The sequence below is a fragment of the uncultured Roseobacter sp. genome, assembly GCF_947491795.1.
Lineage (GTDB): Bacteria > Pseudomonadota > Alphaproteobacteria > Rhodobacterales > Rhodobacteraceae > Roseobacter.
In genome coordinates, this window is record NZ_CANLKW010000002.1 from 619542 (window position 1) to 645360 (window position 25819).

At 60.8% G+C, this 25819-nt stretch carries 28 protein-coding genes; 18 read left to right on the forward strand and 10 right to left on the reverse strand.

Annotated elements, in window-relative coordinates:
• Positions 1 to 9: 9 nt before the first annotated feature.
• Positions 10 to 663, forward strand: coding sequence for a DUF1523 family protein (locus tag Q1A34_RS09890; RefSeq protein ID WP_300033438.1), 654 nt, complete (start codon positions 10 to 12; stop codon positions 661 to 663).
• Positions 664 to 670: 7 nt separating this feature from the next.
• Here the strand turns inward: Q1A34_RS09890 and Q1A34_RS09895 are convergent, their stop codons facing one another.
• Together Q1A34_RS09895 and Q1A34_RS09900 are read right to left on the reverse strand one after the other, a co-directional pair.
• Positions 671 to 1048, reverse strand: a complete 378-nt coding sequence (locus Q1A34_RS09895) for a histidine triad nucleotide-binding protein (protein ID WP_300033439.1) — start codon at positions 1046 to 1048, stop codon at positions 671 to 673.
• 274 nt (positions 1049 to 1322) lie between these two features.
• A complete protein-coding gene (locus Q1A34_RS09900) occupies positions 1323 to 2177 on the reverse strand; it encodes a hypothetical protein (protein ID WP_300033440.1) in 855 nt (284 codons plus the stop codon).
• 139 nt (positions 2178 to 2316) lie between these two features.
• Between Q1A34_RS09900 and smpB the strand changes: the two genes are divergently transcribed.
• From smpB to Q1A34_RS09915, 3 genes are all read left to right on the forward strand, one after another.
• On the forward strand, positions 2317 to 2805 hold the full coding sequence (gene smpB, locus Q1A34_RS09905; protein ID WP_300033441.1) for an SsrA-binding protein SmpB: 489 nt from the start codon (positions 2317 to 2319) through the stop codon (positions 2803 to 2805).
• A gap of 65 nt (positions 2806 to 2870) precedes the next feature.
• Complete coding sequence (gene sseA / locus Q1A34_RS09910; RefSeq protein ID WP_300033442.1) at positions 2871 to 3725, forward strand: 3-mercaptopyruvate sulfurtransferase; 855 nt, start codon at positions 2871 to 2873, stop codon at positions 3723 to 3725.
• Positions 3725 to 4909 (forward strand): amino acid aminotransferase, encoded by a 1185-nt coding sequence (locus tag Q1A34_RS09915; protein ID WP_300033443.1) that lies wholly within the window; start codon positions 3725 to 3727, stop codon positions 4907 to 4909. Before sseA ends, Q1A34_RS09915 begins: the two co-directional genes overlap by 1 nt.
• A 48-nt stretch (positions 4910 to 4957) precedes the next feature.
• On the opposite strand, the gene Q1A34_RS09920 is transcribed toward Q1A34_RS09915, so the two are convergent.
• The 3 genes from Q1A34_RS09920 to Q1A34_RS09930 all read right to left on the reverse strand — a co-directional run bounded on the left by Q1A34_RS09920 (position 4958) and on the right by Q1A34_RS09930 (position 7264).
• On the reverse strand, positions 4958 to 5425 hold the full coding sequence (locus tag Q1A34_RS09920; protein WP_300033444.1) for a hypothetical protein: 468 nt from the start codon (positions 5423 to 5425) through the stop codon (positions 4958 to 4960).
• Positions 5426 to 5590: 165 nt separating this feature from the next.
• A complete protein-coding gene (locus tag Q1A34_RS09925; protein ID WP_300033445.1) occupies positions 5591 to 6898 on the reverse strand; it encodes an ammonium transporter in 1308 nt (435 codons plus the stop codon).
• Positions 6899 to 6925: 27 nt separating this feature from the next.
• Complete coding sequence (locus Q1A34_RS09930) at positions 6926 to 7264, reverse strand: P-II family nitrogen regulator (RefSeq protein ID WP_300033446.1); 339 nt, start codon at positions 7262 to 7264, stop codon at positions 6926 to 6928.
• A gap of 260 nt (positions 7265 to 7524) precedes the next feature.
• Here Q1A34_RS09930 and Q1A34_RS09935 point away from each other — a divergent pair, with 260 nt between their 5' ends.
• Positions 7525 to 9729, forward strand: coding sequence for a transglycosylase domain-containing protein (locus Q1A34_RS09935; RefSeq protein ID WP_300033447.1), 2205 nt, complete (start codon positions 7525 to 7527; stop codon positions 9727 to 9729).
• 18 nt (positions 9730 to 9747) lie between these two features.
• Here the strand turns inward: Q1A34_RS09935 and Q1A34_RS09940 are convergent, their stop codons facing one another.
• Together Q1A34_RS09940 and Q1A34_RS09945 are read right to left on the reverse strand one after the other, a co-directional pair.
• A complete protein-coding gene (locus Q1A34_RS09940; RefSeq protein WP_300033448.1) occupies positions 9748 to 10347 on the reverse strand; it encodes a phospholipid-binding protein MlaC in 600 nt (199 codons plus the stop codon).
• Positions 10337 to 11107, reverse strand: coding sequence for a VacJ family lipoprotein (locus tag Q1A34_RS09945; protein WP_300033449.1), 771 nt, complete (start codon positions 11105 to 11107; stop codon positions 10337 to 10339). Before Q1A34_RS09945 ends, Q1A34_RS09940 begins: the two co-directional genes overlap by 11 nt.
• Positions 11108 to 11438: 331 nt before the next feature.
• On the opposite strand from Q1A34_RS09945, the gene Q1A34_RS09950 reads away from it, so the two are divergent.
• Genes Q1A34_RS09950 through Q1A34_RS09970 form a run of 5 tightly spaced genes read left to right on the forward strand, consistent with a single transcriptional unit; the run spans position 11439 to position 15028 of the window.
• Positions 11439 to 11897 (forward strand): RidA family protein, encoded by a 459-nt coding sequence (locus Q1A34_RS09950; protein WP_300033450.1) that lies wholly within the window; start codon positions 11439 to 11441, stop codon positions 11895 to 11897.
• The gene (locus Q1A34_RS09955) at positions 11894 to 12664 is read left to right on the forward strand and encodes a glycerophosphodiester phosphodiesterase family protein (protein ID WP_300033451.1); all 771 of its coding nucleotides are present in this window, start codon (positions 11894 to 11896) and stop codon (positions 12662 to 12664) included. Before Q1A34_RS09950 ends, Q1A34_RS09955 begins: the two co-directional genes overlap by 4 nt.
• Before the next feature lie 50 nt (positions 12665 to 12714).
• The gene (locus Q1A34_RS09960) at positions 12715 to 13902 is read left to right on the forward strand and encodes a GNAT family N-acetyltransferase (protein ID WP_300033452.1); all 1188 of its coding nucleotides are present in this window, start codon (positions 12715 to 12717) and stop codon (positions 13900 to 13902) included.
• Positions 13899 to 14183 (forward strand): 4a-hydroxytetrahydrobiopterin dehydratase, encoded by a 285-nt coding sequence (locus Q1A34_RS09965; RefSeq protein WP_300033453.1) that lies wholly within the window; start codon positions 13899 to 13901, stop codon positions 14181 to 14183. The genes Q1A34_RS09960 and Q1A34_RS09965 overlap by 4 nt, the downstream gene beginning before the upstream one ends.
• Before the next feature lie 5 nt (positions 14184 to 14188).
• A complete protein-coding gene (locus Q1A34_RS09970) occupies positions 14189 to 15028 on the forward strand; it encodes a mechanosensitive ion channel domain-containing protein (RefSeq protein ID WP_300033454.1) in 840 nt (279 codons plus the stop codon).
• 74 nt (positions 15029 to 15102) lie between these two features.
• Here the strand turns inward: Q1A34_RS09970 and Q1A34_RS09975 are convergent, their stop codons facing one another.
• Positions 15103 to 15591, reverse strand: coding sequence for a peroxiredoxin (locus Q1A34_RS09975; RefSeq protein ID WP_300033455.1), 489 nt, complete (start codon positions 15589 to 15591; stop codon positions 15103 to 15105).
• Between the two features lie 95 nt (positions 15592 to 15686).
• On the opposite strand from Q1A34_RS09975, the gene Q1A34_RS09980 reads away from it, so the two are divergent.
• From Q1A34_RS09980 to Q1A34_RS10015, 8 genes are all read left to right on the forward strand, one after another.
• Positions 15687 to 16895 (forward strand): FAD-dependent oxidoreductase, encoded by a 1209-nt coding sequence (locus Q1A34_RS09980; protein ID WP_300033456.1) that lies wholly within the window; start codon positions 15687 to 15689, stop codon positions 16893 to 16895.
• On the forward strand, positions 16892 to 17449 hold the full coding sequence (gene rsmD / locus Q1A34_RS09985) for a 16S rRNA (guanine(966)-N(2))-methyltransferase RsmD (protein ID WP_300033457.1): 558 nt from the start codon (positions 16892 to 16894) through the stop codon (positions 17447 to 17449). Before Q1A34_RS09980 ends, rsmD begins: the two co-directional genes overlap by 4 nt.
• Positions 17450 to 17465: 16 nt before the next feature.
• Complete coding sequence (locus Q1A34_RS09990; RefSeq protein ID WP_300033458.1) at positions 17466 to 17651, forward strand: hypothetical protein; 186 nt, start codon at positions 17466 to 17468, stop codon at positions 17649 to 17651.
• A 298-nt stretch (positions 17652 to 17949) separates the two neighbouring features.
• Entirely contained in the window at positions 17950 to 18747 is a 798-nt protein-coding gene (locus Q1A34_RS09995; RefSeq protein ID WP_300033459.1) for a hypothetical protein, read from the forward strand.
• Between the two features lie 364 nt (positions 18748 to 19111).
• Entirely contained in the window at positions 19112 to 19966 is an 855-nt protein-coding gene (locus Q1A34_RS10000; RefSeq protein WP_300033460.1) for a universal stress protein, read from the forward strand.
• 133 nt (positions 19967 to 20099) lie between these two features.
• On the forward strand, positions 20100 to 21071 hold the full coding sequence (locus Q1A34_RS10005; protein WP_300033461.1) for a tripartite tricarboxylate transporter substrate binding protein: 972 nt from the start codon (positions 20100 to 20102) through the stop codon (positions 21069 to 21071).
• A 58-nt stretch (positions 21072 to 21129) separates the two neighbouring features.
• Positions 21130 to 21633, forward strand: a complete 504-nt coding sequence (locus tag Q1A34_RS10010) for a tripartite tricarboxylate transporter TctB family protein (RefSeq protein ID WP_300033462.1) — start codon at positions 21130 to 21132, stop codon at positions 21631 to 21633.
• A 36-nt stretch (positions 21634 to 21669) separates the two neighbouring features.
• Positions 21670 to 23190, forward strand: coding sequence for a tripartite tricarboxylate transporter permease (locus tag Q1A34_RS10015; RefSeq protein ID WP_300033463.1), 1521 nt, complete (start codon positions 21670 to 21672; stop codon positions 23188 to 23190).
• 44 nt (positions 23191 to 23234) lie between these two features.
• On the opposite strand, the gene Q1A34_RS10020 is transcribed toward Q1A34_RS10015, so the two are convergent.
• A complete protein-coding gene (locus Q1A34_RS10020; RefSeq protein ID WP_300033464.1) occupies positions 23235 to 24212 on the reverse strand; it encodes a 2-dehydropantoate 2-reductase in 978 nt (325 codons plus the stop codon).
• Positions 24209 to 25747 carry an acyl--CoA ligase gene (locus Q1A34_RS10025; RefSeq protein WP_300033465.1) on the reverse strand — a complete coding sequence of 513 codons (1539 nt, stop codon included), beginning with the start codon at positions 25745 to 25747 and terminating at the stop codon, positions 24209 to 24211. The genes Q1A34_RS10020 and Q1A34_RS10025 overlap by 4 nt, the downstream gene beginning before the upstream one ends.
• Positions 25748 to 25819: the final 72 nt, after the last annotated feature.

The window sequence follows — 25819 nt, forward strand, 5'->3', positions numbered from 1 at the left end:
GGGCTGGTTATGGCGTATGTGAAATGGAGTTTGATTGCCGCATTCTGGCTGATTGTGGCCGGGTTCTTTCACTACACGCTGCCACAGGTCGACATCGTGCGGATCACGGATACCTATGAGAAACGGGAAAACCCGGGCGAGAACAGCCTGTTCTGGTCCCGTGGGGATGCCGGCAGCGATCCGGCCGCCTCCGGGCGCGACGTTTTCTTTATCCAGACCCGCCAGGCCAGCGGCGACCGTGTGATGGTGTACCGTAACGAAGACACCGGCTGGCACTGGCCGCCCTATTTTAAATTCGACACCTCCAACCTTCAGGCAGAAGCGGCGGATCTGCGTTCGACCGCGGCGGATCCGCAATACGTGGCCATCAGACACTATGGCTGGCGCAATGAGTTTTTCTCGATCTTTCCGAACGCGGTTTCTGTTCGCCCGGTCGAGGGACCGGACGCGGGTAAACCCCTGCCCTGGGTCAATATCGTCATCCTGATACTGGTTGCGGCTGTGTGGTACGGCCTTTGGGTGCGCTGGCGCCGTTTCCGAGCGCGGCGCATTGACCCGACGCTGGAAGAAATCCAGGACAGCTGGGAGGCAACCGGTGATGCGGTTGCCGAAAAGCGCGGGCGGCTGAGCCGCTGGTGGGCTGAAAAACGCCGCGGTTACTGAACGGGCGTCACTCTTTGGCGACCATGCGGCCCATCGGGCGACCGCCGAGAATATGTACATGCAGATGGGGCACTTCCTGTACACCGTGCAGACCTGCGTTTGAGATCATGCGAAACCCCTCACCAGCGGTCAGCGTGACGCCTTCAAGGCGGCAGACCTCGGCGATGGCACGGGTGTAGTCGACGATCTCCGCCTCTGTGGCCTCTGCTGCAAAGTGATCATAGCTCACATAAGCACCCTTTGGGATCACAAGAACATGCGTTGGTGCCTGGGGGTACAGATCCCGGAACGCCAGAGCGTGTTCCGTTTCCAGAACGGTGTTTTTTGGAATTTCACCGCGCAGGATTTTGGCGAAAATGTTCTGATCATCGTAGGAATAACTCATCGTCTCTCCGTTGTCTCAGTCGGCAAAAAGGCCGTCAGACTGTTCAATCTCGCGGTCCTGGAACGGTGGGCCCTGCAAAATCCGACCATCGCCTCTGTGTTGTCCGATGTAGCGGGATTTTCGTCCATACGAAAGACATTCTCAGACCCGCAAACGATCGGTTGTACCGCTAGTGCCCTTGCAGCGCACTGATAACAGCCGGTCCTGGGTGTCGCGGAACGATCAGGATACGGCACGTCCGTTCCGGATGGCGATTGTGGTTGGAAAACTGAACTCAGGCGCGGCCTGTGAACGGGCCCAGCATACTGGTGCGGTGATCTACCTGGAAAATGTGGTTATAGAGCTGGGCGACCCACTGTTTGCCCTCCATCGTCTGTTCCAGATGACCCAGGGCCGGCCCGATCAGCGGCTGCACCCGTGACCAGAAAAAATCCGGGAACTGCTCCATCAGGTCAACGGCGCTTTCATACCCCAGCTCCTCGTTCATGCCGGTTTCGCTGAATTCCTGATAGAGCGCTCCGATTTTGCGGTGATAGAAGGGGTCGGCCATCTGACCGATCAGGTCGGCAGACCGGAGCAGCGCCGGTTCGCTGGCTGTGCACTGATAGTGCGGATCCTCGGGCACCGGAAAACGGGTATAATCAATCGCCGCTGCGATCCGCTCCTCATCAATCAGATCTGTGCCCCTGAACCGCTGGCGTACATACATCATGCCCCGCTCCACGTGATAGGGAGCGAGAAAGGCGTCAGAGGCGCCGCGCGGTGGTTTGACCGTATCGCCCTGGTCGTTGATCACCACCAGGTTTTCCTGGTCCCCGTCTACGATATCGCGCAGATAACCAATGTCGTGCAGCAACAGGGCGACGACGTAATGCAGCCAGTCCTCTGCCTGGACGGACTCGGTCACCAGACGCCCGCGCAGGATCTGCTGGCCCACCAGCGTAACCATGATCGTGTGTTCCGCATTGTGGTAAAGCGCATCGGAATTGCCCAGACGTTCAAGCACCATACGCGCGCATCCGCCAATAAAAGCGGCATATTCCGGTTGCCGCCCGGAAAAATAATCCAGAAATGTTTCCGAAAGATGCGTGGCAAAAGACGAGGCCAGTTCTGCGGTCGGATTGAACATTTCAGGTCCGGATCATTGTGACGGGTTCCGCTCTGCATACACCATTTCGCACAATCTGTGTATTCACTTCGTGCTGGCTGCACGTATGGCCGACGGGCACAGCTTGCACCAGGACCGACAAGCCCCTAAGTCTGCGCCTATGGCACAGGTGAAATCCGCATCAAAATCTGACCCGAACTACAAAGTGGTGGCCGAAAACCGGCGCGCCCGTTTTGATTATGCCATCGAAACGGATCTGGAATGCGGGATTATTCTGGAAGGTTCGGAAGTGAAGTCCCTGCGCGGAGGCGGTGCCAACATCGCCGAGAGCTATGCGGCAGTGGAAGACGGCGAGCTGTGGCTCGTAAACGCATATGTCGCGCCCTACAAACAGGCCAAGACCTTTCAGCATGAAGAACGCCGCCGCCGCAAACTGCTGGTCAGTCGCAAAGAGCTGTCTGACCTGTGGAACAGCACGCAGCGCAAAGGCATGACCCTGGTGCCGCTGGTGCTCTATTTCAACCACCGTGGCATGGCCAAGATCAAGATCGGCGTCGCCAAAGGTAAAAAGCTGCATGACAAGCGCGAAACTTCGGCCAAGCGTGACTGGTCGCGGCAGAAATCACGTTTGCTCAAGGATCACGGCTGACAGGCTTGCCAGCCCGGTCGCCCGGCGTTAGTCAGAGACGTTTGCTGTCTCTGGGAATCTGCCTCATGTCCGATGATCCGAAAACGCTTGTTTCAACCGACTGGCTGGCACAACACCTGAAAGATCCGGATCTGCGGGTTCTGGATGCCTCCTGGTATCTGCCAGAGGCCGGGCGCAATGCGCGGGATGAGTACAACGAGGCGCATATTCCCGGTGCGCGGTTCTTCGATATCGATGAGATTTCCGACAGCCGCTCTGATCTGCCGCATATGGCGCCGCCTGTTGAAAAATTCATGTCCCGCATGCGGGCAATGGGCGTCGGCGATGGGCATCAGGTGGTGGTCTATGATGGTGCCGGGCTGTTGTCTGCTGCCCGCGTGTGGTGGCTGTTCCGCCTGATGGGTCAGGAAAACGTCGCGGTGCTGGATGGTGGGTTTCCCAAATGGCAGGCCGAAGGGCACCCGACCGAGGATATGCCACCCATCGTGCGCGACCGGCACATGACCGTGCGGTTCCAGAACCATCTGGTGCGGGACGTGACACAGGTGGCTGCGGCTTCAAAACTGGGGGACCCCGCTATCGTGGATGCCAGAGCCGCAATCCGCTTCAGAGGAGAAGCCCCGGAGCCGCGCGAAGGTCTGCGCGCGGGCCATATCCCCGGTGCGCGGTCGGTCCCTTTTACGACCCTGCTGAACGCAGACAAAACGATGAAAAGCCCCGATGAGACGCGGGCAGTGTTTGAGGCCGCCGGTGTCGATCTGGACAAGCCGGTGATCACCTCCTGCGGCTCTGGCGTGACAGCTGCCATTCTGGCGCTGGCGCTGGAGCGGATGGGCCACAGCCAGTGGTCGCTTTATGATGGATCCTGGGCCGAATGGGGCATGTTCCCCACGGTCCCCGTGGCAACCGGAGACGCCTGATGTTTGAGACCCTGAAAGAACGCCCTGCAGACGGTATTCTGACTCTGATGCAGCTGTACAAAGACGACCCGCGTCCGACCAAGATTGACCTTGGCGTCGGGGTTTACAAGGACGCGACGGGTCTCACACCCGTCATGCGCGCGGTCAAGGCAGCGGAGCATCAGCTGTGGGAAACCCAGGACAGCAAGGTCTATACCGGCCTCGCCGGTGATCCCGCTTTTGGTGACGCAATGGTGCGTCTGGTGCTTGCGGATGCAGTTGCGCGCGACAACATCGCCGCTGTGGCCACACCCGGCGGGACGGGTGCTGTGCGCCAGGCGTTTGAGTTGGTGCGTATGGCACGGCCTGGCGCGCGTGTGTTTGTGTCTGACCCGACCTGGCCCAACCACCTGTCCATCCTGAACTATCTGGAAATGGAGCGGGTTGATTACCGCTACTTTGACGAGGAAAGCCGCGGCGTTGATTTCTATGGGATGATTGCCGATCTGAAGACCGCAAAAGCGGGTGATGTGGTGCTGCTGCATGGCTGCTGCCACAACCCGACCGGCGCCAACCTGAACATGACTGAGTGGCAGGCTGTGGTGGACGTGCTGGTCGAAACCGGCGCGGTGCCGATGATCGACATCGCCTATCAGGGCTTTGGCGACGGGCTGGAAGAGGACGCGGCGGCGACGCGCCTGGTGGCGTCATCCGTCCCCGAATGCATCATCGCCGCGAGCTGTTCCAAGAACTTTGGCATTTACCGCGAGCGCACCGGGCTGCTGATGGCGGTGAGCCAGAACGCAGAGGCGCGCAAACTGCATCAGGACACCCTGGCCTTCCTCAACCGCCAGAACTTCAGCTTTCCCCCCGATCACGGTGCGCGGATTGTGACAATGATCCTGAACGACGAGGCCCTGCGTGCTGACTGGATGGCCGAACTGGAAGAAGTGCGGGGCAACATGCTGGGTCTGCGCAGTCAGCTGGCAGGCGAATTGCAGCGTCTGTCCGGCTCGGACCGTTTCGGGTTTCTGGCGCAGCACCGTGGCATGTTCTCGCGCCTTGGCACGACCAAAGACAAGGTCGAGCAGATGCGCAGCGAGAATGGGATTTACATGGTAGCGGACAGCCGCATGAACATCGCGGGCCTGAATGCGGAGACGATCCCTGTGCTGGCAAAAGCGATTATCGACGCGGGTGTCTGAGACTTTGCAAATTGACCGCTCCGGAGGAGACGCTCTTACGTGAACCAGTTACGCGTACATTGACTGGCGCGGAGGCTTTGGCTTTCGATATATGATGGCTGCGGAGATAGCACCCCCGGCCAGTGCGGGTACGGCAAGCAGCATGTAGTTGGCATCTGTCGGATCTGGCGGCCACCCGCCAGGCATGCCCATCATGCCGCAAACAGCAGCCATGCAGCCACCCAGTATGCGGGTTGGATAGGAGGGTACGCCCAGACGCCGGAGAAAAACCTGGCTGGCAACCCAGCCTGCCAAGGCTGGCAGCAATGTCCACTGCCAGGCAAGCACCGCTGCCATCAGGCTAAAAAATAACAAAGTAACGAAAATCTCGAAGGCTTCGGAAAGCGTTCGGCTGAATTCACCGGCGGAAAGGTACATGCCCGCCAAAACAAGAAACAACACCGTTAAGACCGTGGAAAAAGGGATCAGCAACAGCAGCCTTGCGTCAAGCCCGGCATCTGAAAGGGTTTGTCTCATGCACTTGATCCGATCAGAAAACGCGTTTGTCAATTTTGTCGTTGGTAGTTGCGACATGAACAAGGCCTGATCGTGAAAATAGCGTGAAACTGAAGTAGATTTCAGAACAAAAAAACCCGGGCGCGAACGCCCGGGCCAGTGGTGTTCCTCGGGAGGAGAGGAAGATCAGCCTTTTGCAAATTCCGGATAGGCTTCCATACCCAGCTCGGAGACGTCGAGACCGTTGATCTCGTCCTCTTCGCTGACGCGGATGCCCATGACGGCCTTGAGGATGAACCAGACAATCAGCGAGGCCACGAATGTGAAGACACCGTAGGCGATGATACCCATCAGCTGTGTGCCGAGGCTCGCCTCACCGTAGAAGATCACCGCGATTGTGCCCCAGATACCGGCAAAGAGGTGAACCGGAATGGCGCCGACAACATCGTCCAGCTTGAGCTTGTCCAGCATCGGGATGGCGAGAACCACGATGACACCGCCGACAGCACCGATCCAGAGCGCCCCGAAGAGTGTGGGTGCCAGAGGCTCGGCTGTGATGGACACGAGGCCCGCCAGTGCACCGTTCAGGATCATCGTCAGGTCGGGCTTTTTGAACATGATCTGTGTCATGATCAGAGCGGTCACAGCGCCTGCGGCAGCAGCCATGTTGGTGTTGGCGAAGATGCGGCTGACGTCAGACACGTCGCCCACGGTGCCCATCGCGAGCTGCGAGCCACCGTTGAAACCGAACCAGCCAAGCCACAGGATGAATGTCCCCAGTGTTGCAAGTGCCAGGTTGGAACCGGGCATCGGGTTTACTTTGCCATCCTTGTACTTGCCCAGACGCGGGCCGAGCACGATCACACCGGCCAGAGCGGCCCAGCCACCTACCGAGTGTACAACGGTCGAACCGGCAAAATCGGAGAAGCCTGCTTCAGACAGCCAGCCGCCGCCCCACTGCCAGGAACCGGAAATCGGGTACATGAAGCCTGTGAGCACGACCACGAAGATCAGGAAGGGCCACAGTTTGATCCGCTCTGCTACCGCACCGGACACAATGGACGCGGTTGCAGCGACGAACACCAGCTGGAAAAAGAAGTCCGAACCGACAGAAGCATAGTCCAGCGCGGCATCAGCAGCAGATACACCGACGGCGTCCAGAACCGTCTGGCCGCCAAGGGCAAAATAGCCGTTGAAGTCACCCGGGTACATCGTGTTGAAACCAACGATCCAGTACATGATGGCCGCGATCGAGAAGAGCGCGATGTTTTTGGTCATCTGCATCGTCACGTTCTTGGAACGTACGAGGCCGCCTTCGAGCATTGCAAAGCCGGCAGCCATAAAGAAAACGAGAAAACCAGCCATGCAGAACAGCAGGGTGGTCATGATATAGGGGCCGATTTCATCAAAGCCCGGTGCGGCATCCTGTGCCAGTGCCAGCGACGGCAGCGCAGTCAGCGCCGCTGCGGAGGCAAGTGTTTTAAAGTGTGTCATAGGTCTTATCCCTGATTTAAGCCAGCTTCACAGCGCATCTTCGTTGGTTTCACCGGTGCGCACCCGCACGGCCTGGTCGACGCTGAGCACGAAGATCTTGCCGTCACCGATCTTCCCGGTGTGGGCTGTTTTCGTGATTGTATCGACGATCTGATCGACGCTGCTCTCGGGCACCACGATTTCGATTTTTACTTTCGGCACGAAATTCACGGCGTATTCGGCCCCACGGTAGATCTCTGTGTGACCTGACTGTGATCCGAATCCTTTGATTTCTGTGACCATCATCCCGCGCACACCGGCTTCGGTCAGCGCTTCGCGGACCTCTTCCAGCTTGAACGGCTTGATTGTTGCAATGATGAGTTTCACCTAACGTCCCCTCGTCCTGAGCAGGCTGCATTCCTGCGGTTCTGTGCCAGAAGGTGTGGCCCGCAGGGTGTCCCGGATGGAAGTTTCCGGGCTCGAAGAGGCGCAGAATCCGCCACTTGGAGATCAAAAATTAGGCAAATTAAAAAAAATGCCTATAAAATGTGCACAAAATTGATGCCTGTGGGGCTATAGTTCACCTCAACAATCCTGGAAAACCCGGATAAGCTGCGCAAAACAACAGTGAGCCGGGCAGGTTCTTCATGAGTGATTCACCCAGAGGCAGGAAGCCGCTGGTGGCCGACCGGCGCTATTCCAAAGCGTCGCCCACCAAAGCGCGCAAGAAAGCCGGAACAACGAAAAAGAAGCCTGCAAAACGGCGCAGGCAGGCGCGCCCGCAGCGGCGCGGTCTGGTCGGCCTGGTCCAGCGGCTGTTCCGGTGGGTCCTGCGTCTGATCTGGCGCATCACGTGGCGCGTGGGGTTGTTGGCTGCTGCTGTTCTGGCCCTGTTTGTCGGCTATTACTACACGACACTGCCACCGGTTGAGGAGATGCTTGATGGCCGGGCCCGCGGGTCTGTCACCCTGCTGGACTACGAGGGTCAGGTCTTTGCCTGGCGTGGTGATCAGTTTGGCGGGGCAGTGACAGCGCAGACCGTATCACCGCACCTCAAAAACGCGATTGTTGCGACCGAAGACAAGCGGTTTTACCGGCATTTCGGGCTGAGCCCACGCGGGATCGCCAGCGCGGTCCGGATCAATCTGCGGGAAGGACGCGGGCCACTCTCTGGGCACGGCGGATCAACCATCACACAGCAAACCGCCAAGCTGCTGTGTCTGGGCGTCCCTTACGACCCGCAGGTGCAGACTGAGGCAGAGTATGAGCGCGATTGCAGGCGCGGCACAATTCAGCGCAAAGCGCAGGAAGCGATTTACGCCCTCGCTATGGAGGCGCGCTATTCCAAGGATGAAATCCTGACAATTTACATGAACCGCGCGTTTCTGGGCGCGGGTGCGCGCGGTTTTGAGGCCGCCAGCCAGCGGTATTTTGGCAAATCAGCTGCCAACGTTGATCCGGCCGAGGCCGCCATGCTGGCCGGGCTGCTGGTCGCGCCGACACGGTTCGCGCCAACAAATGACCTGACCCGTTCGCGCAACCGGGCGGCCACGATCCTGCGGCTGATGAACGAACAGGGGTATCTGTCTGCCGCCGAAGCCACGCAGTTTCAGAACAACCCTGCACAGTTGTCCGAAGCCGCGCAGGAGCGATCAGGGGGCTATTTCGCAGATTGGGTCATGTCAACCGGGCCGGAATTTTTCACCCGAAAGACGACAGAAGATGTCATTATCCGCACCACGCTCGATCAGCGTATCCAGCGCAGTGCCGAAGAGGCGATGACATGGGTTTTCGACAACAAAGTCCGCGCGGGCAGCAAAGCCCAGGCGGCGATTGTCGTGATGTCCGCTGATGGCGCGGTCCGGGCGATGGTGGGTGGCCGCAGAACCAGGGTCGACGGTGCTTTCAACCGGGCGGTGCAGGCAAAACGTCAGACCGGGTCGGCCTTTAAACCCTTTGTTTATGCCGCCGCTCTCGATCTGGGGTATTCGCCCAATGACACGGTCGAGGACGCGCCTCTGACAATCGATATTCCCGGCTCCGGCCCCTGGTCGCCCCGGAATTATACCAACAAACACTACGGCACGGTCACTCTGACACGATCACTCAGGGACAGCCTGAACGTTCCGGCGGTCAAAGTGTCCGAGTTTGTTGGCCGGGATCTGGTGCGTCAGGTAGCCAACGACTTTGGGCTGGAAAGCGATCTGGCAGCAGGTCCTGCATTGGCGCTGGGGGCATCAGAAAGCACACTGATTGAAATGACCAGCGCTTATGCGGGCATACTGAACGGCGGATCGTCTGTGGAACCTTATGGCCTGATTGACCTGCGCCTTCTGGGGGACGAGGAGCCGCTGATGGGCACCGGTGGCGGTATCGGCGAACGTGTGATTCAGGAAGACGCCGCGCGCCAGCTGATCTGGATGATGGAAAAGGTCGTGTCCGAAGGAACAGGGCAGCGGGCGCAGTTCGGTGGCCGTCAGCTGGCGGGCAAGACCGGCACAACTCAGGCAGCACGTGACGCCTGGTTCGTCGGGTTTTCGGCAGATTTCGTGGCTGGCGTGTGGATGGGCTACGATGACAATACGCCCCTGACCGGGGTGACTGGCAGCGGCCTGCCCGCCGAAATCTGGCGTGAAACCATGCAGCGGGTGCACGAGGGGATCCCTGTACGGCCACTGCCGATGATGGCGCCTGGTGGCCGCGGTGAAATGCGCGACCCCGGTGCCGGACGTCCCGGCGGTGGTTCAGGGGGTGGTGTTGGCGGCCTGCTGGAAAACCTGCTGAGAGATATTCTGGGTGGCAGTTCAGGCAGTGCAAGCCCGAAAGGCAACGTAAGTGGTTCAGACAGATAACTGTCTGAACCCGTCGTTTCAGCCCGCAGAGCGCAGGTCTTTGGTCAGCTGACCAATATCGCCCCGGCGGTTGTCGAGCATCGCGCCGATTTCAGTCCGTTCCGTCAGGAGCAGGTTCACGCCTTCAACAAAGATGTTGAACAGCCGGTCCGAGCCGGAGCGGTCCGATACCAGAAAGGAGACACTGACAGGATCCTGACCGCGCAGAAAGGCGGTCGAACGGATCTCGTACCCGGCTTTTATCTCGCGCACGGATTCGAATTCGATGCGCCCACCGATGAAGTCGCGGAACTGCTTACCGTACTTGCGGGCAAGATATCCCTGAAAAGCATCCGTAAAGGCGCGTAACTCACCGGCGCTGGCGCTGCGGCCATCCGCACCCAGAGCATACCGCGCCATTGTCGGCACATCTGCATAGCGCGAGAAAATCTTCTCGAAATCGCGGATCGTGGCAGATTCTGATTTGCCGGCCTCAATAACTTTGTTGATCTCGGCCACGACGGTGTCGACCAGCTTGCGCGCGCCGGCCTCATCGAGTGCATAGGCAGGAAAGCCGGTAGAGACCGTCAGCGCCGCAAATCCGGCAAGAACGCCGCGGCGGTTCAGTTTACTCTGCATAAATGTCCTCATAGGGATCAACCTCACTGGCACTGTCATTGCCCAGCTCAAACCGGCGGTTCTGGAGGTAGATCTGCCGGGACTGGGCGTAGCTGTCTTCACTCTCATACAGAATCGAATCGATCTGGCGGCTGAACTTTTCGCGATCGTTCAGAACAGAGGCCGCGAGCGCTGTGGGCGGCACGTACCGTTCCGGCTCGTCATCAATGGTGCTGAGTGTCAGCGGGTTGGTGAAGAAATCCACCACAAGACCAACTGTGTCACGCTGGGTTGAGGGCCCAAAGACCGGCAGCTCGATATAGGCGCCTTCTCCGCTGCCCCAGACGGCCAGTGTCTCGCCAAAGTCGGTCTCGCGCGCCGGGATGTTCAGCTCACCGGCCGCATCGACGAGCCCGCCGATACCGATGGTCGTGTTCATCACAAAGCGTACCAGCGAGATGCCGGCGCTTTTGAGATCACCCTGCAGCAGGCTGTTGACGGCGTAGCCTGGTGTCGAGAGGTTGTCAGAGAAGTTGTTGATTGTGTTCCGTATTTCAACAGGAACCACGGCACCGTACCCCATGGCCACGGGGCGCACGAGGTTTTTGTCCAGCCCTTTGTTGAAAGCGTGGATGCTGCGATTGGTGGATTCGTACGGGTCATTAATGCCGTTACTGCGGGTCGCCACATCCTGTGTTGTGGCACAGGCGCTGACAAAAAGAGCGGCGGTCAGGGCAAGAAGAATGCGGCCTGAGGCGTGGCGGAGCGATGAGAGTGACAATTGGGAAATCCTGCGAATATGGTCTGTGCTGTAAGTAGATATTTTTTGAGCAATGCCCAGAGAGCAAATGCAAGTCGGGCGGGTGTTGTGGCAGTTGAGCGACATGGTCAGACCAAACGCCGGGCGAATGTACCGTTAAAATGTTGGCAGATCGTGAAAATCGCAACCATCGGCGGTTGAAAGAGTACCGCTAAGGGTGACAGATGTGAAGCAGACATGACTGACAAATGTGCGACTGTGGGCAAAGCCGTGCCTAGGTGTTCGTGGATTGAGCAGTTAAACGCCGCAAAGGGGCCCGGGCCCGGAAAACACACTGCAGAAAGGATCCGCAATGAGCATCACAGACAAACTTTCCGAACTGGGGGTAACCCTGCCGGATGCACCCGCGCCAGCGGCAAACTATGTGCCCTGGGTCCGCGTCGGTAACACGCTCTATGTCTCGGGCCAGGTCTCTGCAGGACCGGACGGGTTCATCACCGGCAAGCTGGGAGCTGATATCAGTATTGAAGACGCGGCAGAGGCGGCAAAAAGCTGTGCTGTCAGCCTGCTGGCGCAGGTGCGCGCCGCCTGTGATGGCGATATTGAGCGCCTCGTGCGGGTTGTAAAGCTGACCGGGTTTGTGAATTCGACCCAGGATTTCGCCGAACAGCCCAAAGTGATCAACGGTGCTTCAGATTTTCTGGTTGCAGCGCTGGGGGATGCGGGGCGCCATTCCCGCTCGGCGGTTTCTGCCGCGTCGCTGCCCTTTGGCGTCGCTGTGGAAATCGAAGGCATTTTTGAAATCCGATGACACCTGCTCTGCCTGAGGTCTTTCTGACCACGCCGCTGGCGCACCGTGCGCTGCACGATGTGTGCGACGGACGGCCCGAAAACAGCCGGGCCGCGATCGCCGCAGCCGTGGCCGCCGGGTACGGCATCGAGATCGACGTGCAACTGAGTGCGGATGCCGGTGCGCTGGTCTTTCACGACTATGAGCTTGCGCGACTGGCCGAGGCTGCAGGCCCGGTTCGTGCCCGTTCGACCGGCGATCTGCGTGGCATCCCGCTGAAAGGCGGGGATGGTGAGGGGATTCCGACCCTGCCAGAGGTGTTGGCCCTTGTGGCAGGTCGTGTGCCGCTGCTGGTGGAGATCAAGGACCAGGACGGCGCTCTGGGCCCGGATGTGGGACCCCTTGAGGCAAGCGTAGCGGAGGCGCTGGCCGACTACAGCGGCCCCGTTGCTGTCATGTCGTTCAACCCGCATGCCGTGGCTGAAATGGCGAAACTGCTGCCGGAGGTGCCGCGTGGCCTCGTGACAGACCCGTTTGAGGCGGCGGACTGGCCGGTGCCTGCAGAAACTCTGGCCCGGCTCAGGGATATTCCCGATTTTAAGCGCACGGGCAGCAGTTTCATCAGCCACAAATGGCAGGATCTGTCCCGCCCGCGCGTGGCAGAGCTGCGCAAAAACGGTGCTGCCATTCTGTGCTGGACGGTGAAATCCCCGGCAGATGAGGCACAGGCGCGTCAGGTGGCGCAGAATATCACCTTTGAGCAATATGCCGCGCCACATCCGGCTTGAACCTGACAGCTGCCGGCACAGGTTAAACTGACAATCTCAGAGGCAGCGATATGCAGGAACAGGAAGTCGAAATCCGCGTCGTAACAAGTCTGCGCGACATTGACGCTGCGGGTTGGGATGCCTGTGCCTGCCCGGAGGCTGCAGAGGGCGCACGGCCTGACGATCCCTTTACCACGTACCGCTTTCTCAGCGCGCTGGAGGAAAGCGGCTCGGTCGGGGCCGGCACCGGCTGGCAACCACAGTATCTGACCGCATACATCGGTGATCTGCTGATCGGTGTGGCGCCGATGTACGCCAAATCGCACAGCCAGGGAGAATATATTTTCGATCACAACTGGGCCCATGCCTACGAGCGCGCGGGTGGGCGCTATTACCCTAAACTGCAGGTCGCCGTGCCACACACGCCTGCCACAGGAAGGCGCCTGCTGGTCCGTCCGGGTTTTGAGGAGACCGGCACATCGGCCTTGCTCCAGGGGGCGGTGCAACTGGCCTCAAACAACAAAATCTCATCGCTGCACCTGACCTTTTGCACCCGGGAGGAGGCAGACCGTGGCGAGGCCCTGGGCCTGATGCGGCGCAAGACACAGCAGTTTCACTGGGAAAACAACGACTACAGCAGCTTTGACGGTTTTCTGGCCAGCCTCAGTTCGCGAAAGCGCAAGAACATCCGCAAAGAACGCGTCCAGGCACAGGGGTTTGGCGGTACGATCCAGACATTTTCGGGAGACGCGCTCCTGCCCGAGCACTGGGAGGCATTCTGGGTCTTTTATCAGGACACCGGTGCGCGCAAATGGGGCACGCCCTATCTGACCCGCCGGTTTTTCGACATCGCCCAGGACACTCTGCGGGACGATATGGCCCTGGTGATGGCCGAGCGCGATGGCCGCTGGGTTGCCGGTGCTCTGAATTTCGTGGGCGCTCAGGCGCTCTATGGCCGCTACTGGGGCTGCATCGAGCATCACCCCTGTCTGCATTTTGAACTGTGCTACTACCAGGCCATCGATATCGCGATTGCGCGTGGACTGTCGCGTGTCGAGGCCGGGGCCCAGGGCGAGCACAAGCTGGCACGCGGGTATCTGCCGCGTCCGACATGGTCGCTGCACTGGGTCGGAGATCCGGGTTTTGCGGATGCCATCGCCCGCTATCTGGAGGCAGAGAAAGACGCAGTTGACGAGGAAATCAGCGTACTGACGGAATATGGCCCGTTCCGAAGGGCCGATGTGGAGGAACAGCAATGACAACACCGATAACAGACACAGATCGCACCGACCTGCTTGCAAATGGCTGGCAGATGGTAGAAGGACGCGACGCAATCGCCAAAACCTATGTTTTCGGCAATTTTGTCGAAGCATTCGGATGGATGACCCGCGTGGCCATCTGGGCAGAGAAACTGAACCACCATCCCGAATGGGACAACGTATACAAGACTGTAAATGTAGTGCTGACCACGCATGATACCGGCGGGCTGAGTGATCTGGATGCCCGGCTGGCGCGCAGGATGGACAGCCTGACGGAGTAAGACCAATGAACGAACTGCTGACGACGGAAATCTGGCAGGGGAAAACCCTGGCGGACCTGCTCTCTCTCGACTTTCTGGTGAGCACTGCGGGCTCGGTGCTCGCGGCAATCGCCATCCTGCTGCTCGGCTGGACCATTTCTGCCTGGCTGCAGCGCCGGGTGCAGAACCTGGGCCGCAAATACAAGCATCTGGACGACATGCTGTTCGACTTCCTGTCGTCCATTGTGCGCTATGTGGTGCTGGGTTTCACGGCGCTCTTTGTGCTGAACACCTTTGGCGTGCAGACGACATCTGTTGTCGCGGTCATCGGTGCCGCCGGTCTGGCCATCGGTCTGGCCTTGCAGGGCACGCTGTCGAATGTCGCGGCGGGCGTGATGCTGATCCTGTTCCGGCCCATAAAAATGGGCGATTTTGTCGATGTGGGCGGCACGATGGGCACGGTTAAAGCCATCACGCTGAATTTCACAGAGCTGGCGGATGTCAGCAATGTGCAGGTGATCATCCCCAACTCGATGGTCTGGGGCAACATCATCACCAATTATTCCACCAACAAAATGCGCCGCGCGGAATGGACGTTTGGAGTGGGCTATGGGGCCAGTCTGGCCAGTGCGGAAAAGATCATCCGCGAGACAATCATGGCCGACCCCCGGTCCAAAGCCGACCCAGAACCGTTTATCCAGGTCAACAATCTGGGTGACTTCTCGGTCGATTTCCTGGTGCGTGTCTGGGTGGAATCGGCAGAATTCTTTGCCTACCAGGCTGATATGAAACGGGCGGTCAAAGAGGCGCTGGACAATGGCGGCGTGGACATTCCATTCCCGACCCGCACGGTAATCCAGTCCTGAGGCGTTTCGCCTGTTCCGGACATCGGACACCGGAAAAAAGGGGCCGGTCTGTGGCTGACCGGCCCCTTGTTCATTCACATATTGTCGAGCAGGCCCTCGCCTGCGGAAACTTCGCAGACACCGGGGCTTTCCTCGGGCTGGAAAAGCGTGACTTTGCCGTCCTCGACCAGCATGGCATAGCGTTTTGAGCGGTCGTTGAGACCCGCAGGTGGCGCGCTGAATTCCATGCCAAGCGCTTTGGTAAAGCTGCTGTCCGGGTCGCCCAGCATGGTGATGCCGGCGGCGGTGGCGCCTGTAGCCTCGCCCCAGGATTTCATCACAAAGGGATCATTGACAGAGACGCAGATGATCTCCTCGACGCCCTTTGCTTCCAGCTGGTCCCTGGTGCGGATAAAGCTGGGCACATGCGCGGAATGGCATGTGGGCGTATAGGCGCCGGGCACAGCAAAAATCACAACCTTGCGGCCCTTTGTCTTGTCCGCGAGAGACACCGGCGCTGGCCCTTCCGCGCCCATTTCAACCAGAGTTGCGTCGGGAAGCTGGTCGCCCTGTGAGATTGTCATGTGATACGCCTTTCCTGTAATTGCGTTCGTCTTCCTGCCCGATATAGGTTGCGGGCACGGGGCGGACCAGAAGAAACGGGCGCAGGAGGACCGGAATGGGCCAGGTAATCGTAATCGGCGCGGGCCAGGCAGGGGCTTCCTGTGTGGCAAAGCTGCGCAACGGTGGCTTTGACGGGGGCATCACGCTCATCGGGGCCGAGCCGGTCCCACCCTATCAGCGCCCGCCCCTGTCCAAGGCCTATCTGATGGGCGATATGGCGCTGGAGCGGCTTTATCTGCGCCCTGAGAGCTTTTACGCCGACAACAGCATTGATCTGCGCATGGGCACGCCGGTGACAGCGATCGACGCAGAAGCCCGCACCGTGACGCTGGCGGGTGAGGTGCTGGGCTATGACGATCTGGTGCTGACAACAGGCTCGGTGCCAAACCGCCTGCCTGCCAGCATCGGCGGTGACCTGGAAAATGTGTTCTGTGTGCGTGATCTGGCGGATGCAGACGCCATGGCCCCACAGTTTCGGGAGGGTGCGCGGGCGCTCATCGTGGGGGGCGGATACATCGGGCTGGAAGCGGCAGCGGTTGCTGCCAGAAGCGGCGTCCGTGTTACGCTGGTCGAGATGGCGGACCGTATCCTGCAACGGGTCGCAGCCCCCCAGACCAGCGATTATTTCCGGGCACTGCACAGCGGCCAGGGCGTTGATATCAGGGAAGGAACCGGGCTGGAGCGGCTGCTGGGCGAGGGGCGTGTGAGTGGCGCGCAACTGACCGACGGGACCACGCTGGACGTGGATTTTGTGATCGTCGGCGTGGGCATCCGGCCCGCTGTGGCGCTGGCGGAAGAGGCCGGCCTTACAATCGACAACGGGATTGCCACCGACGCCCTGGGCCGGACCTCGGCACCGCATATCTGGGCGGCGGGCGACTGTGCGTCCTTTCCCTGGCAGGGCGGGCGTATCCGGCTGGAAAGCGTACCCAATGCCATCGACCAGGCCGAACAGGTTGCGCAGAACATCATGGGGGCGGCGACAGACTATACCGCCAAGCCGTGGTTCTGGTCGGATCAGTATGATGTCAAACTGCAGATCGCAGGACTGAACACCGGGTATACCGGGGTTGTATCGCGCATCGGAGAGGGCCAGACCGCGTCCTTCTGGTACTACAAAGACGGGCAGCTGCTGGCCGTGGATGCGATGAACGACCCGCGCGCCTATATGATCGGCAAACGCCTGATCGAGGCGGGCAAAACCGCTGATCCGGATGTGGTCGCGGATGCAGGCGCGGACCTGAAAGCATTGATGAAAGCGTGAGGATCATCGCAGGCCAGTTCCGGAGCGTAGCCCTGGCGACCCTGGGCAAGGGGGACGCGGGCGCGCACCTGCGACCCACCACAGACCGTGTCCGCGAGAGCCTCTTTAACGTGTTGAACGGATACGATATTTTTGACGGCGCGCGGGTGCTGGATCTGTTTGCCGGGACCGGTGCGCTGGGGCTGGAGGCGCTGTCACGCGGGGCGGCGCATGTCACGTTTGTGGACGACGGGCGTGTGGCCCAGCGGCTGATCCGGGAAAATATCAAACGCCTGAGAGTGGCGGAAAGCACGCGTCTGGTGGCGCGCGATGCGCTGCGACTGCCGCCCTGTGACGGGGCACCTTTTGACCTGATCTTCCTCGATCCGCCCTATGGCAAAGGGCTGGGCGACAAGGCGCTTGTGCAGGCCGCACATGGCGGCTGGCTGGGTGATGACGCCTTTGTCGTCTGGGAGGAGGCCGCGCCGGTGCAGGTGCCGCCGGGGTTCGCGCCCCTGGACCAGCGGCGCTATGGCGATACCTGGATCACAATGATGTCGAAATCCGCGGCTTAATATGCCAGGATTGGGTATGTTTGCCACGGCCTTCCTTCCCTTTTTCACCGATGCGCGGGACAGTGCGACGGCCCCGCCGCGCCGGGTGCGCAAAGCGCCGCCGCTCTTTATCGGGGATGCGGTCCAGCCCTGGGCGGGGGAGACCCTGTTGCTGAGCCTGCTGCGCGAAGACGCCGCTGACAGCGACACGCGCAACACCTGAGAACTTCGGTGCGGGCCGGGGGTGCGAATCACGCCGGAAACGCTGGTTAACAGGGGAAATCAGGGTCATTTTGCCTGTCGGTTTCACGTCGGTAAAACGTCGGTATTACGTCGGTGCGCAGCGTACGGTGCCCGGCAGTAACAGAGCGTTCGGTGGGGTTTATGACCCAAAGATTAAGAAACGGCCCCGGGTGCAGGCAGGCGCTGCTGCCCGGAAATCTCTTGCTTAAAGCCGGGGAGGGTGTGAGATTTCGGGGACCTGAGGAAAACAGACCGGTACAGATGGAATACCCGCTCCGATGAGTTCGCAGGCCAGAGCACAGCTGCCCGCCCGGGCAGAGACGGCGCGCGCCGGGGCGGGCGGTGCGAGTGCGCGGGCCGCGCGGGAAGGCTCTGTGCTGGAGAGCCTGCAGCGGCGTGCGGACGACAGCGCAGAGACCCGAAAACTGGCGACACTCCAGGCGCAGGCCGCAGGCGCTGCCGGAACGCCGCCGCCGATCCAGAGACGACAGCACACGGAATCCGGACTGAAGGAATTTCTGGCGACACAGGAGATGGAAGGCACGGAGGACAGGGGCGAATACGTGCGCCGGATCACCACGGAATTCAAATCCGCATATCCGCAGCATGACCGCGCCGATGTGGTGCTGCTGCGCAGCCTGGCCTGGGGCCCCAAAGTCAAAGGCAAGGGCATGAAAGCCTATCCTGAAGCGCCGACCAAAGCCCTGGCGGGCAGTTTCGACAGCCACGTCAAAGGAGAGGACGCCGGTGTCGGCTGGCACACCGAGGCGTTCCACGCCCGCAACGGGGGGACCTATAAGTACAGAGACCGGGGCACCCTGGGCAAGGGCGCCTATTTCGCATCAGGCGTGAAAATCGCAGGGACCGACAAAACGGGCAACTCGGGGCGCAGCACGTTTTTTCCCGCCACGATGTCTCTGGCGGATATCAGGTATGAGGCCATCTATGTGGCCAACACTTTCAAAAAGCAGGGCCTGGTTGCGACCGGTCGCGGGCTGAAAACGGGGATCGTGATCGACGCGCTTATCAACGGCGATACGGTTGATTCCGCCTATCCGCATAAAGAGGGCTGGTAAGGCAGGCGGACGGGTCGCGCGCGCGCGGCGTATGACCGGGCATGGCTGGATGCGACCCGCCTGTTTCAGGGTCAGCGCCGGTCTGACAGGAAATTTGTTGCCGCAGGTTCCGGCCATCGGGCGGGGATGTGCAGGGTCCTGTTCTGGCTGGATAATTTTCGCGCATTGCTGGCCGCACACACCTGTCTGTCGGGCGCAGGCCGGGCAGGGGGTATGAAAAACTTTCAGGCACAGCGGGTAAATCGCACTATTGTCCCCAGGACAACAGCCAGGTCCACAACCCCGCCGGAAAAAGCGCGGGGATGCGGGGGACCGTCCGGGGAGGACACCACGGGACGGCATGGCCAGAGGAGGAGAAGCGACAATGCTCAGAAAAATCATGGTGCCGGTGCGCGGCGACGGCATGATCGACACGGTGCTGGGGCATGCCTCGGCGCTGGCGCGGCATCACGGGGCGCATATTGTGGTGGCCCACTGCCGCAAGCGGACCGAGGACATGCGGCCCTACAGCCGTGCGCTGCCGGGCTTTGCGCGCACCACGATGATCGAACAGTCACAGGCCCAGGCCGACCAGGAAGAGCATGAGGTGCGCGAGCAGTTGCACCGTTTTGCGGTTTCGCTGGACGTGCGCGAGACCGACACGCCCGAGCCGGGCACAGCCTCTGTCGAGTTTGTCGAGGAATACGGGCAGATGGCGGATGTGATCAAACACAATGGCCGGCTGGCGGACCTGGTGGTGGTGGCCAGGCCGGACAGGGACCGGAACATCGGCACGAATTCTCTGAAGTCCGCGCTTTACCAGACCGGGCGTCCGGTGCTGATGTGCCCGCCCAAAGGCACGGTCGCGCCCGAATTCGGTGCGCATATCACCCTGGCCTGGAACGGGTCGCTGGAAGCGTCCCGCGCGGTGGCGATGACGCTGGATCTGGCCCGGGCCGCGCAAACGGTGACCATCCTGTCGGGTGGCAAGGGCGAGCCGCATGGGGCCACCGCAGAGGAGCTGATAGCGTACTACCGGCTGCGCGGTGTCACGGCCGTTTCGCATCGGTTTGAAGCCCGCAATCCCGGCGAGGCACTGCCCCGGCTGACCGCCGAAATGGGGGCGAGTCTTCTGGTCATGGGGGCCTACGGGCACAACCATGAGCGCGAGACGCTCTTTGGTGGAAATACGCAAGTCGTTGTAGATAAATCAGAAATTCCGGTGGTTTTGGTACACTAAGGTATTCATTGGCCCCGCAACAAAGTTTTTCTTGAAATGCCGTTTGAGTAATATAATTGCTTAAGGGAATTTAAACGGACTGTACAACTCTGCGGCGACAACGGTTGCAGTGACATATCTGGGAGGATTTCTGATGAAGCTGACGAAACGTATTTTCATGGGTGCTGTGGGTGCAGCGTTGCTGGCCACGACCCCGATGCAGGCGCTGGCAGACGGCTGGAAACCGCGCAAACCGATTGATTTCGTGATCATGGCCGGACCGGGTGGCGGCGCGGATCAGATCGCCCGTTTCGTCCAGTCGGTCGCCGAAAAGAAAGACCTGACCAACCGCCCGCTCGTACCCAACAACAAGGGCGGCGGCTCGGGCGCGGAAGCGCTGATCCATGTGAGCAATGCCAATGATCCTGATCACACGATCCTGGTGACGCTGAATTCGTTTTTCACGACCCCGCTGCGGCAGAGCAATCTGGGCATCGACGTGCAGAAGTTCACGCCGGTGGCCATGATGGGCGTCGACCCCTTTGTCCTGTGGGTGCACAAGGACAGCGGGATCACCACAATCGATGAATACGTCGAGACGGTCAGGGAAATGGGCGGTGAATACGTCATGGGCGGCACCGGTGCCGGTCAGGAAGACAGCATCGTGATCGCATATATGTCCGAGGCCTACGGTCTGGATATCAAATATATCCCCTATGACGGTGGCGGCGCAGTGGCCAAGGATCTGGCCGGTCAGCAGATCATGGCCAGCGTGAACAACCCCGCCGAGGCCAAGGGGTTTTACGCGGCGGGTGATTTCGTGCCGCTTCTGGCATTCTCCGACGAGCGGATGCCGGCCTATCCGGATGTGCCCACGATCAAAGAGCAGGGGCATGACTTCTCTTATTATAACCAGCGGGCGGTTGTTGGTGCCCCGGGCATGTCGGATGAGGCTGCGGCCTATTACCAGGATGTGTTTACGCAGATCTACGAGAGCGACGAATGGCAGGGCTATCTGGAATCCGAGAGCCTCTCTCCGCTGTGGATGAACGCGGATGAGCAGCGGGATTACTGGGCGCTGCAGGTCGAGAACCACAAGAAACTGCTTGCCGCACTTGGCGAATAAAGCTGTCGGACGGGGGTAACCCCGCCCGGGACCACACGAGACAAGAAGGGAGGGCCAGATGCGCGTTGGTGAACTTGTAACCGCGGGGATTCTGGCCCTCCTGTCGCTTTACCTGATGTGGAAAAGCACCGAGCTGCCCATCGGGTATATTGCCGGTCAGGGTCCGGGGGGCGGCGCCTGGCCGTTCTGGCTGTCGGGGATCATGCTGGTATGCTGCGGCTGCATCGCCTTTAACTGGTGGCGCGGCTCCAGCCCTGCCTCGCAATCAGACGAGCCGGTTCTGGACAGCTACGGGTGGCGCACACTGCTGCTGGTGGGCGGCGGGATCATCGGATTTGTGGCCCTTGTCAGCGTCATTTCGATGTACGGGGCCATCGCCGTGTTCCTGTTTTACTATGTGTGGTTTCTGGGGCGGCACGGCCTGGCGCTGAGCCTGGCGATTTCGCTGATCTCGCCGATTGCGCTGTTTTTCTTCTTTGAGGGCGCGATGCAGATCACCATGCCGTCGGGGCTGCCCTTTACCGATCCGGTTTTCAACATCCTCTATGACATCATTTACTGAGGTCACTGCGGACGTCTCTTTTGGAAGTGTCTGACCATGGAAGTTCTGTCTCTGCTCGCTGATGGCATGCTGTTGTCGCTCCAGCCTCTGAACCTCGCGATGATCCTGATCGGGGTTACGGTGGGGCTCTTCATCGGCGCGATGCCGGGGCTGGGGTCGGTGAACGGTGTGGCGATCCTGCTGCCGGTGACCTTTCTGGTCCCGCCCGGTTCTGCGATCATCTTTCTGGCGGCGATTTATTACGGCGCGATGTACGGGGGGGCGGTGTCCTCGGTCACGCTGGGCATTCCGGGGGCATCGACGGCGGTGGCCACCACCTTTGACGGGCGGCCCCTGGCGCGGCAGGGCCGGGCGAGCCTCGCACTGGTGACGGCGGCGCTGGCCTCTTTCGTGGGCGGCACGGTGGCTAATGTGCTCTTTACGCTGTTTGCGCCCGTGCTGGCCTCTGCCGCGCTGTCGTTTGGCCCGCCGGAGGTTTTTGCGCTGATGCTGCTGGCCTTTGCCACATTCGTCGGGCTCGGGGGGGATGACATCCCCAAAACCATCTTTTCGATCTGTTTTGGCCTGGTGCTGGGGGCGATCGGCTTTGACCAGATTTCCGGAGCGCCGCGCCTGGTGCTGTTTGATTACAACGGCTTTTTGCAGGGTATCGGTTTTCTGGTGCTGGCCATCGGGGTTTACGGCATCGGCGAGATGCTCTGGACCATCGAGCAAAGCCGGGGCGAGATCGAAAGCACGACGCCGAAAATGACGATCAAGGGCATCACTGCGGACACCAAAGAGGCCGCAAAACGCGGCTGGCGGGGCACGATGATCGGTTCTTTTCTGGGCTTTTTCGTCGGCGTTCTGCCCGCAGCCGGGGCGACGCCGGGCTCGCTGATGTCATATGGTGTGACCAAGATGCTGTCGCGCAACCCGGAAGAGTTTGGCAAGGGGTCGCCTGATGGGGTTGCGGCCCCTGAAGCTGCGAACAATTCCGCCTCGACAGGGTCCATGCTGCCGATGCTGACGCTGGGCATTCCCGGCTCGCCCACCACGGCGATCCTGCTGGGCGGTATGGTGATCTGGGGGCTTGTGCCGGGCCCGCGTCTGTTTGTGGACGAGCAGGAGTTTGTCTGGGGGCTGATCGGGTCGTTTTACATTTCCAACGCGGCGGCGCTGCTGATCAACCTGGCGTTTATCCCGCTGTTCATCTGGATGCTGCGGATGCCCTTTACCATCCTGGCCCCGATGATTTTCGTGCTGTCGATTGCGGGGGGCTATGCCGCCACGCGGGATATGTTTGATATCTGGCTGATGGTGGTCTTTGGCCTGGGTGCGTTCTTTCTGCGCAAGTTTGACTATCCGCTGGCCCCTGCGGTGCTGGCGATTGTGCTGGGCCCGATTGCCGAGCCGACGCTGCGGCAGTCGCTGCTGCTCTCGTCAGGCGATCCGTCGATCTTTTTCACCCGGCCGGTGGCGGGGCCGATCACGGTCGTGGCACTGATCCTGATCTTTCTGCCCGCGCTCAAGGTGCTGCGCCGCCGGGTCGGTCGCAAAAGCAAAAAGCCGGCGTAAGGGAAACGCCGGCTTTCAGCCCGGGACCGGCCTGTGCGGTGGGGTCAGCCGTAAAGACCGGCAGTTTTGCCGCGCAGCTGGATCAGCGCCAGAACGGTATCAATGGTCGGGGTCGGTGTGCCGGTGACGCGGCCAAGCTCCTGCACAGAGCCCACCAGTGCATCGATCTCCATGGGCCGTCCGGCGTCCAGATCCTGCAGCATCGATGTCCGGTGCGCGCCCACATCGGCGCCGCCCTGGATGCGCCGGTCCACATCGATGGGGAATTTCACGCCGAGGCTTTCGGCGATGGTCTGCGCTTCGAGCATCATATTGCGCGCGACGTCGCGCGTGCCGGGCTCGGTGCAGAGCACATCAAGCGTGGCATGTGTCAGTGCCGAGATCGGGTTGAACGACAGGTTGCCCCAGAGTTTCACCCAGATTTCATCGCGTATTTTCGGGCGCACCGGTGCTTTGAGACCGGCGGCACTGAGCGCTTTTGACAGCCGCAGGGCGCGCTCGGATTTCTCGCCCGAGGGCTCGCCCAGCGAAAAGCGGTTGCCTTCGATATGCCTGATCACGCCCGGTTCGCTGACCTCTGCCGCCGGGTAGACGACACAGCCCAGCACATTGTCCGGGCCAAAACCGTCCCACTGCGCATTGCCGGGGTCAACGCTTGCCAGGCGCGTGCCCTCAAGATCACCGCCCACCCCGTGGAAATACCACCAGGGCACGCCGTTCACGCCTGAGACAATTGTCGTGCCCTCGCCGATCAGCGGCTGCATCCGGGCGACCACCGGCGGCACGGAATGGGCCTTGAGCGTGACGATGACATAATCCTGGGGCCCCAGATCTTCGGGGTTTTCCGATACGGTCACGGGCAGAGTTCTTGTGCCGCTTTCTTCGATCAGGGTCAGGCCGTTTGCCTGCATCGCCGCCAGATGCGGTCCGCGCGCGACAAGGCTGACATCGGCCCCGGCTTCGGCCAGTTTTGCCCCCATATATCCGCCGATGGCCCCGGCGCCGAAAATACAGATTTTCATGATGCGGCCGTTTCCACCAGGCCCAGCTTTTCGGCAAGGCCGATGCGCTGCATTTTGCCGGTGGCCCCTTTGGGGATTTCATCCAGGATGATCACCTTGCGCGGCACCTTGAAGTCGGCCAGCCGCTCCAGGGCAAAGTCGCGGATATCGCGGTCGGTCACTTCCTCGCCATCGCGCAGGACAACGGCGGCGGCGACTTCCTCGCCCAGTTTCGGGTGGGGCAGGGCAAAGGTCACAACCTGGGCAATCGCCGGGTGGGCCGAGAGCACTCCGTCCACCTCCAGCGGGCTGACCTTCTCGCCGCCCCGGTTGATGATCTCTTTCAGGCGGCCCGTGAGGGTCAGATAACCATCGGCGTCAAAGGTGCCCTGATCGCCGGTGCGGAACCAGCGTTTGCCTTCGGCCTCAAAGAAGTTTTTGGCATTGGCATCCGGATTGCTTTCATAGCCGGGCGTGACATTGGGGCCGGAGATCACGACCTCTCCGACACCGCCATCGGTAAGCACGGGCTCCACTTCATGGGCGATGCGCACCTCGGGCCCGGCGGGCAGGCCGACGGCCCCGGGTTTCTGCGTGCCCGGCTCGATCGGGTTGGAGCACATCTGGTGGGCGGCTTCGGTCATGCCGTAGCCCTCGACCACAGGCGCGCCGAAGGTCTCGAACAGTTTTTCCATGACCGGCCCCGGCAGCGAGGCCGAAGAAGAGCGCAAAAACCGCAGGCGCGCGGCGGCGATGACGTCGGCATTGCGCCCGGCGCGGGCCAGGATGGCCTGGTGCATGGTGGGCACGGCAGTGTACCAGGTGGGGTCGGCATCGCGCAGCCAGCCGAAAAAGCGCAGCGCGTCAAAGCCCGGCGCGCACCAGACCTGGCCACCCGTCGCCAGCGTCGAGGAGACCGCCGCCAGAAGGCCGTGGATGTGAAAGAGCGGCATGACATTCATGCAGCGGTCGTCCGGTGTCAGCGCCAGGGACACCGCGATATTATGGGCTGAGGCCGCGACATTGGATTGCAGCAGCGGTACGATCTTGGGCCGCGATGTGGTGCCGGAGGTGTGCAGGATCAGCGCGACATCCCCCGCCTCAGGGGCGCTCTGATCGCAGGTGCCGCTGGTGTCGGAGGACAGCGTGAAGGTGCCCGCCGGATCAGCGGGATCAGAGGACAGCCGCAGAACCGGCACGCCCAGTTTTTCCGCCGCGGCCAGTGCCGGGCCTTCCTGGCCGTCCATCAGCACAACAGCTTTGGCGTTCAGATCGTCGATATAAAAGGCAAACTCATCCTCTCGGTAGGCAGGGTTGAGCGGGGCGGTGACAGCCGTCTGCGCGATGGTGAAAAAGGCCGTGGCCATTTCGGGCCCGTTGGGCAGCACAATCGCCACACGGTCGCCGCGCCCGATGCCCGCCGCGTGCAGCGCAGATGCCACCTGATCCGACAGAGCCCGCAGGCCCGCATAGCTCAGCCATTCCCGGTCCGGCGCACCGATTGCGGGTGCGGATCCGGGGTGACCTGCGATTAACTCTCTGAGCGTCTCTGCCACGATAAATTCTCCCTTTGGTGTGGGCGGAAAAATAGCGCAGATGTGGCGGGTTTCAACGCGAATTCAGTATTT

What these genes read in the sequence shown, in the direction of transcription:
- Q1A34_RS09950 (WP_300033450.1), top strand. Translation starts at nt 11,439, where the DNA reads ATGAGCATCACAGACAAACTTTCCGAACTGGGGGTAACCCTGCCGGAT.
- Q1A34_RS09925 (WP_300033445.1), bottom strand. Translation starts at nt 6,898, where the DNA reads ATGACACACTTTAAAACACTTGCCTCCGCAGCGGCGCTGACTGCGCTG.
- Q1A34_RS09995 (WP_300033459.1), top strand. Translation starts at nt 17,950, where the DNA reads ATGAGTTCGCAGGCCAGAGCACAGCTGCCCGCCCGGGCAGAGACGGCG.
- Q1A34_RS09940 (WP_300033448.1), bottom strand. Translation starts at nt 10,347, where the DNA reads ATGCAGAGTAAACTGAACCGCCGCGGCGTTCTTGCCGGATTTGCGGCG.
- Q1A34_RS09990 (WP_300033458.1), top strand. Translation starts at nt 17,466, where the DNA reads ATGTTTGCCACGGCCTTCCTTCCCTTTTTCACCGATGCGCGGGACAGT.
- Q1A34_RS10010 (WP_300033462.1), top strand. Translation starts at nt 21,130, where the DNA reads ATGCGCGTTGGTGAACTTGTAACCGCGGGGATTCTGGCCCTCCTGTCG.
- sseA (WP_300033442.1), top strand. Translation starts at nt 2,871, where the DNA reads ATGTCCGATGATCCGAAAACGCTTGTTTCAACCGACTGGCTGGCACAA.
- Q1A34_RS09955 (WP_300033451.1), top strand. Translation starts at nt 11,894, where the DNA reads ATGACACCTGCTCTGCCTGAGGTCTTTCTGACCACGCCGCTGGCGCAC.
- Q1A34_RS09890 (WP_300033438.1), top strand. Translation starts at nt 10, where the DNA reads ATGGCGTATGTGAAATGGAGTTTGATTGCCGCATTCTGGCTGATTGTG.
- Q1A34_RS09970 (WP_300033454.1), top strand. Translation starts at nt 14,189, where the DNA reads ATGAACGAACTGCTGACGACGGAAATCTGGCAGGGGAAAACCCTGGCG.
- Q1A34_RS09965 (WP_300033453.1), top strand. Translation starts at nt 13,899, where the DNA reads ATGACAACACCGATAACAGACACAGATCGCACCGACCTGCTTGCAAAT.
- Q1A34_RS09920 (WP_300033444.1), bottom strand. Translation starts at nt 5,425, where the DNA reads ATGAGACAAACCCTTTCAGATGCCGGGCTTGACGCAAGGCTGCTGTTG.
- Q1A34_RS10020 (WP_300033464.1), bottom strand. Translation starts at nt 24,212, where the DNA reads ATGAAAATCTGTATTTTCGGCGCCGGGGCCATCGGCGGATATATGGGG.
- Q1A34_RS09980 (WP_300033456.1), top strand. Translation starts at nt 15,687, where the DNA reads ATGGGCCAGGTAATCGTAATCGGCGCGGGCCAGGCAGGGGCTTCCTGT.
- Q1A34_RS09960 (WP_300033452.1), top strand. Translation starts at nt 12,715, where the DNA reads ATGCAGGAACAGGAAGTCGAAATCCGCGTCGTAACAAGTCTGCGCGAC.
- Q1A34_RS09900 (WP_300033440.1), bottom strand. Translation starts at nt 2,177, where the DNA reads ATGTTCAATCCGACCGCAGAACTGGCCTCGTCTTTTGCCACGCATCTT.
- Q1A34_RS10015 (WP_300033463.1), top strand. Translation starts at nt 21,670, where the DNA reads ATGGAAGTTCTGTCTCTGCTCGCTGATGGCATGCTGTTGTCGCTCCAG.
- Q1A34_RS09935 (WP_300033447.1), top strand. Translation starts at nt 7,525, where the DNA reads ATGAGTGATTCACCCAGAGGCAGGAAGCCGCTGGTGGCCGACCGGCGC.
- Q1A34_RS09915 (WP_300033443.1), top strand. Translation starts at nt 3,725, where the DNA reads ATGTTTGAGACCCTGAAAGAACGCCCTGCAGACGGTATTCTGACTCTG.
- Q1A34_RS10005 (WP_300033461.1), top strand. Translation starts at nt 20,100, where the DNA reads ATGAAGCTGACGAAACGTATTTTCATGGGTGCTGTGGGTGCAGCGTTG.
- Q1A34_RS10000 (WP_300033460.1), top strand. Translation starts at nt 19,112, where the DNA reads ATGCTCAGAAAAATCATGGTGCCGGTGCGCGGCGACGGCATGATCGAC.
- smpB (WP_300033441.1), top strand. Translation starts at nt 2,317, where the DNA reads ATGGCACAGGTGAAATCCGCATCAAAATCTGACCCGAACTACAAAGTG.
- Q1A34_RS09975 (WP_300033455.1), bottom strand. Translation starts at nt 15,591, where the DNA reads ATGACAATCTCACAGGGCGACCAGCTTCCCGACGCAACTCTGGTTGAA.
- Q1A34_RS09895 (WP_300033439.1), bottom strand. Translation starts at nt 1,048, where the DNA reads ATGAGTTATTCCTACGATGATCAGAACATTTTCGCCAAAATCCTGCGC.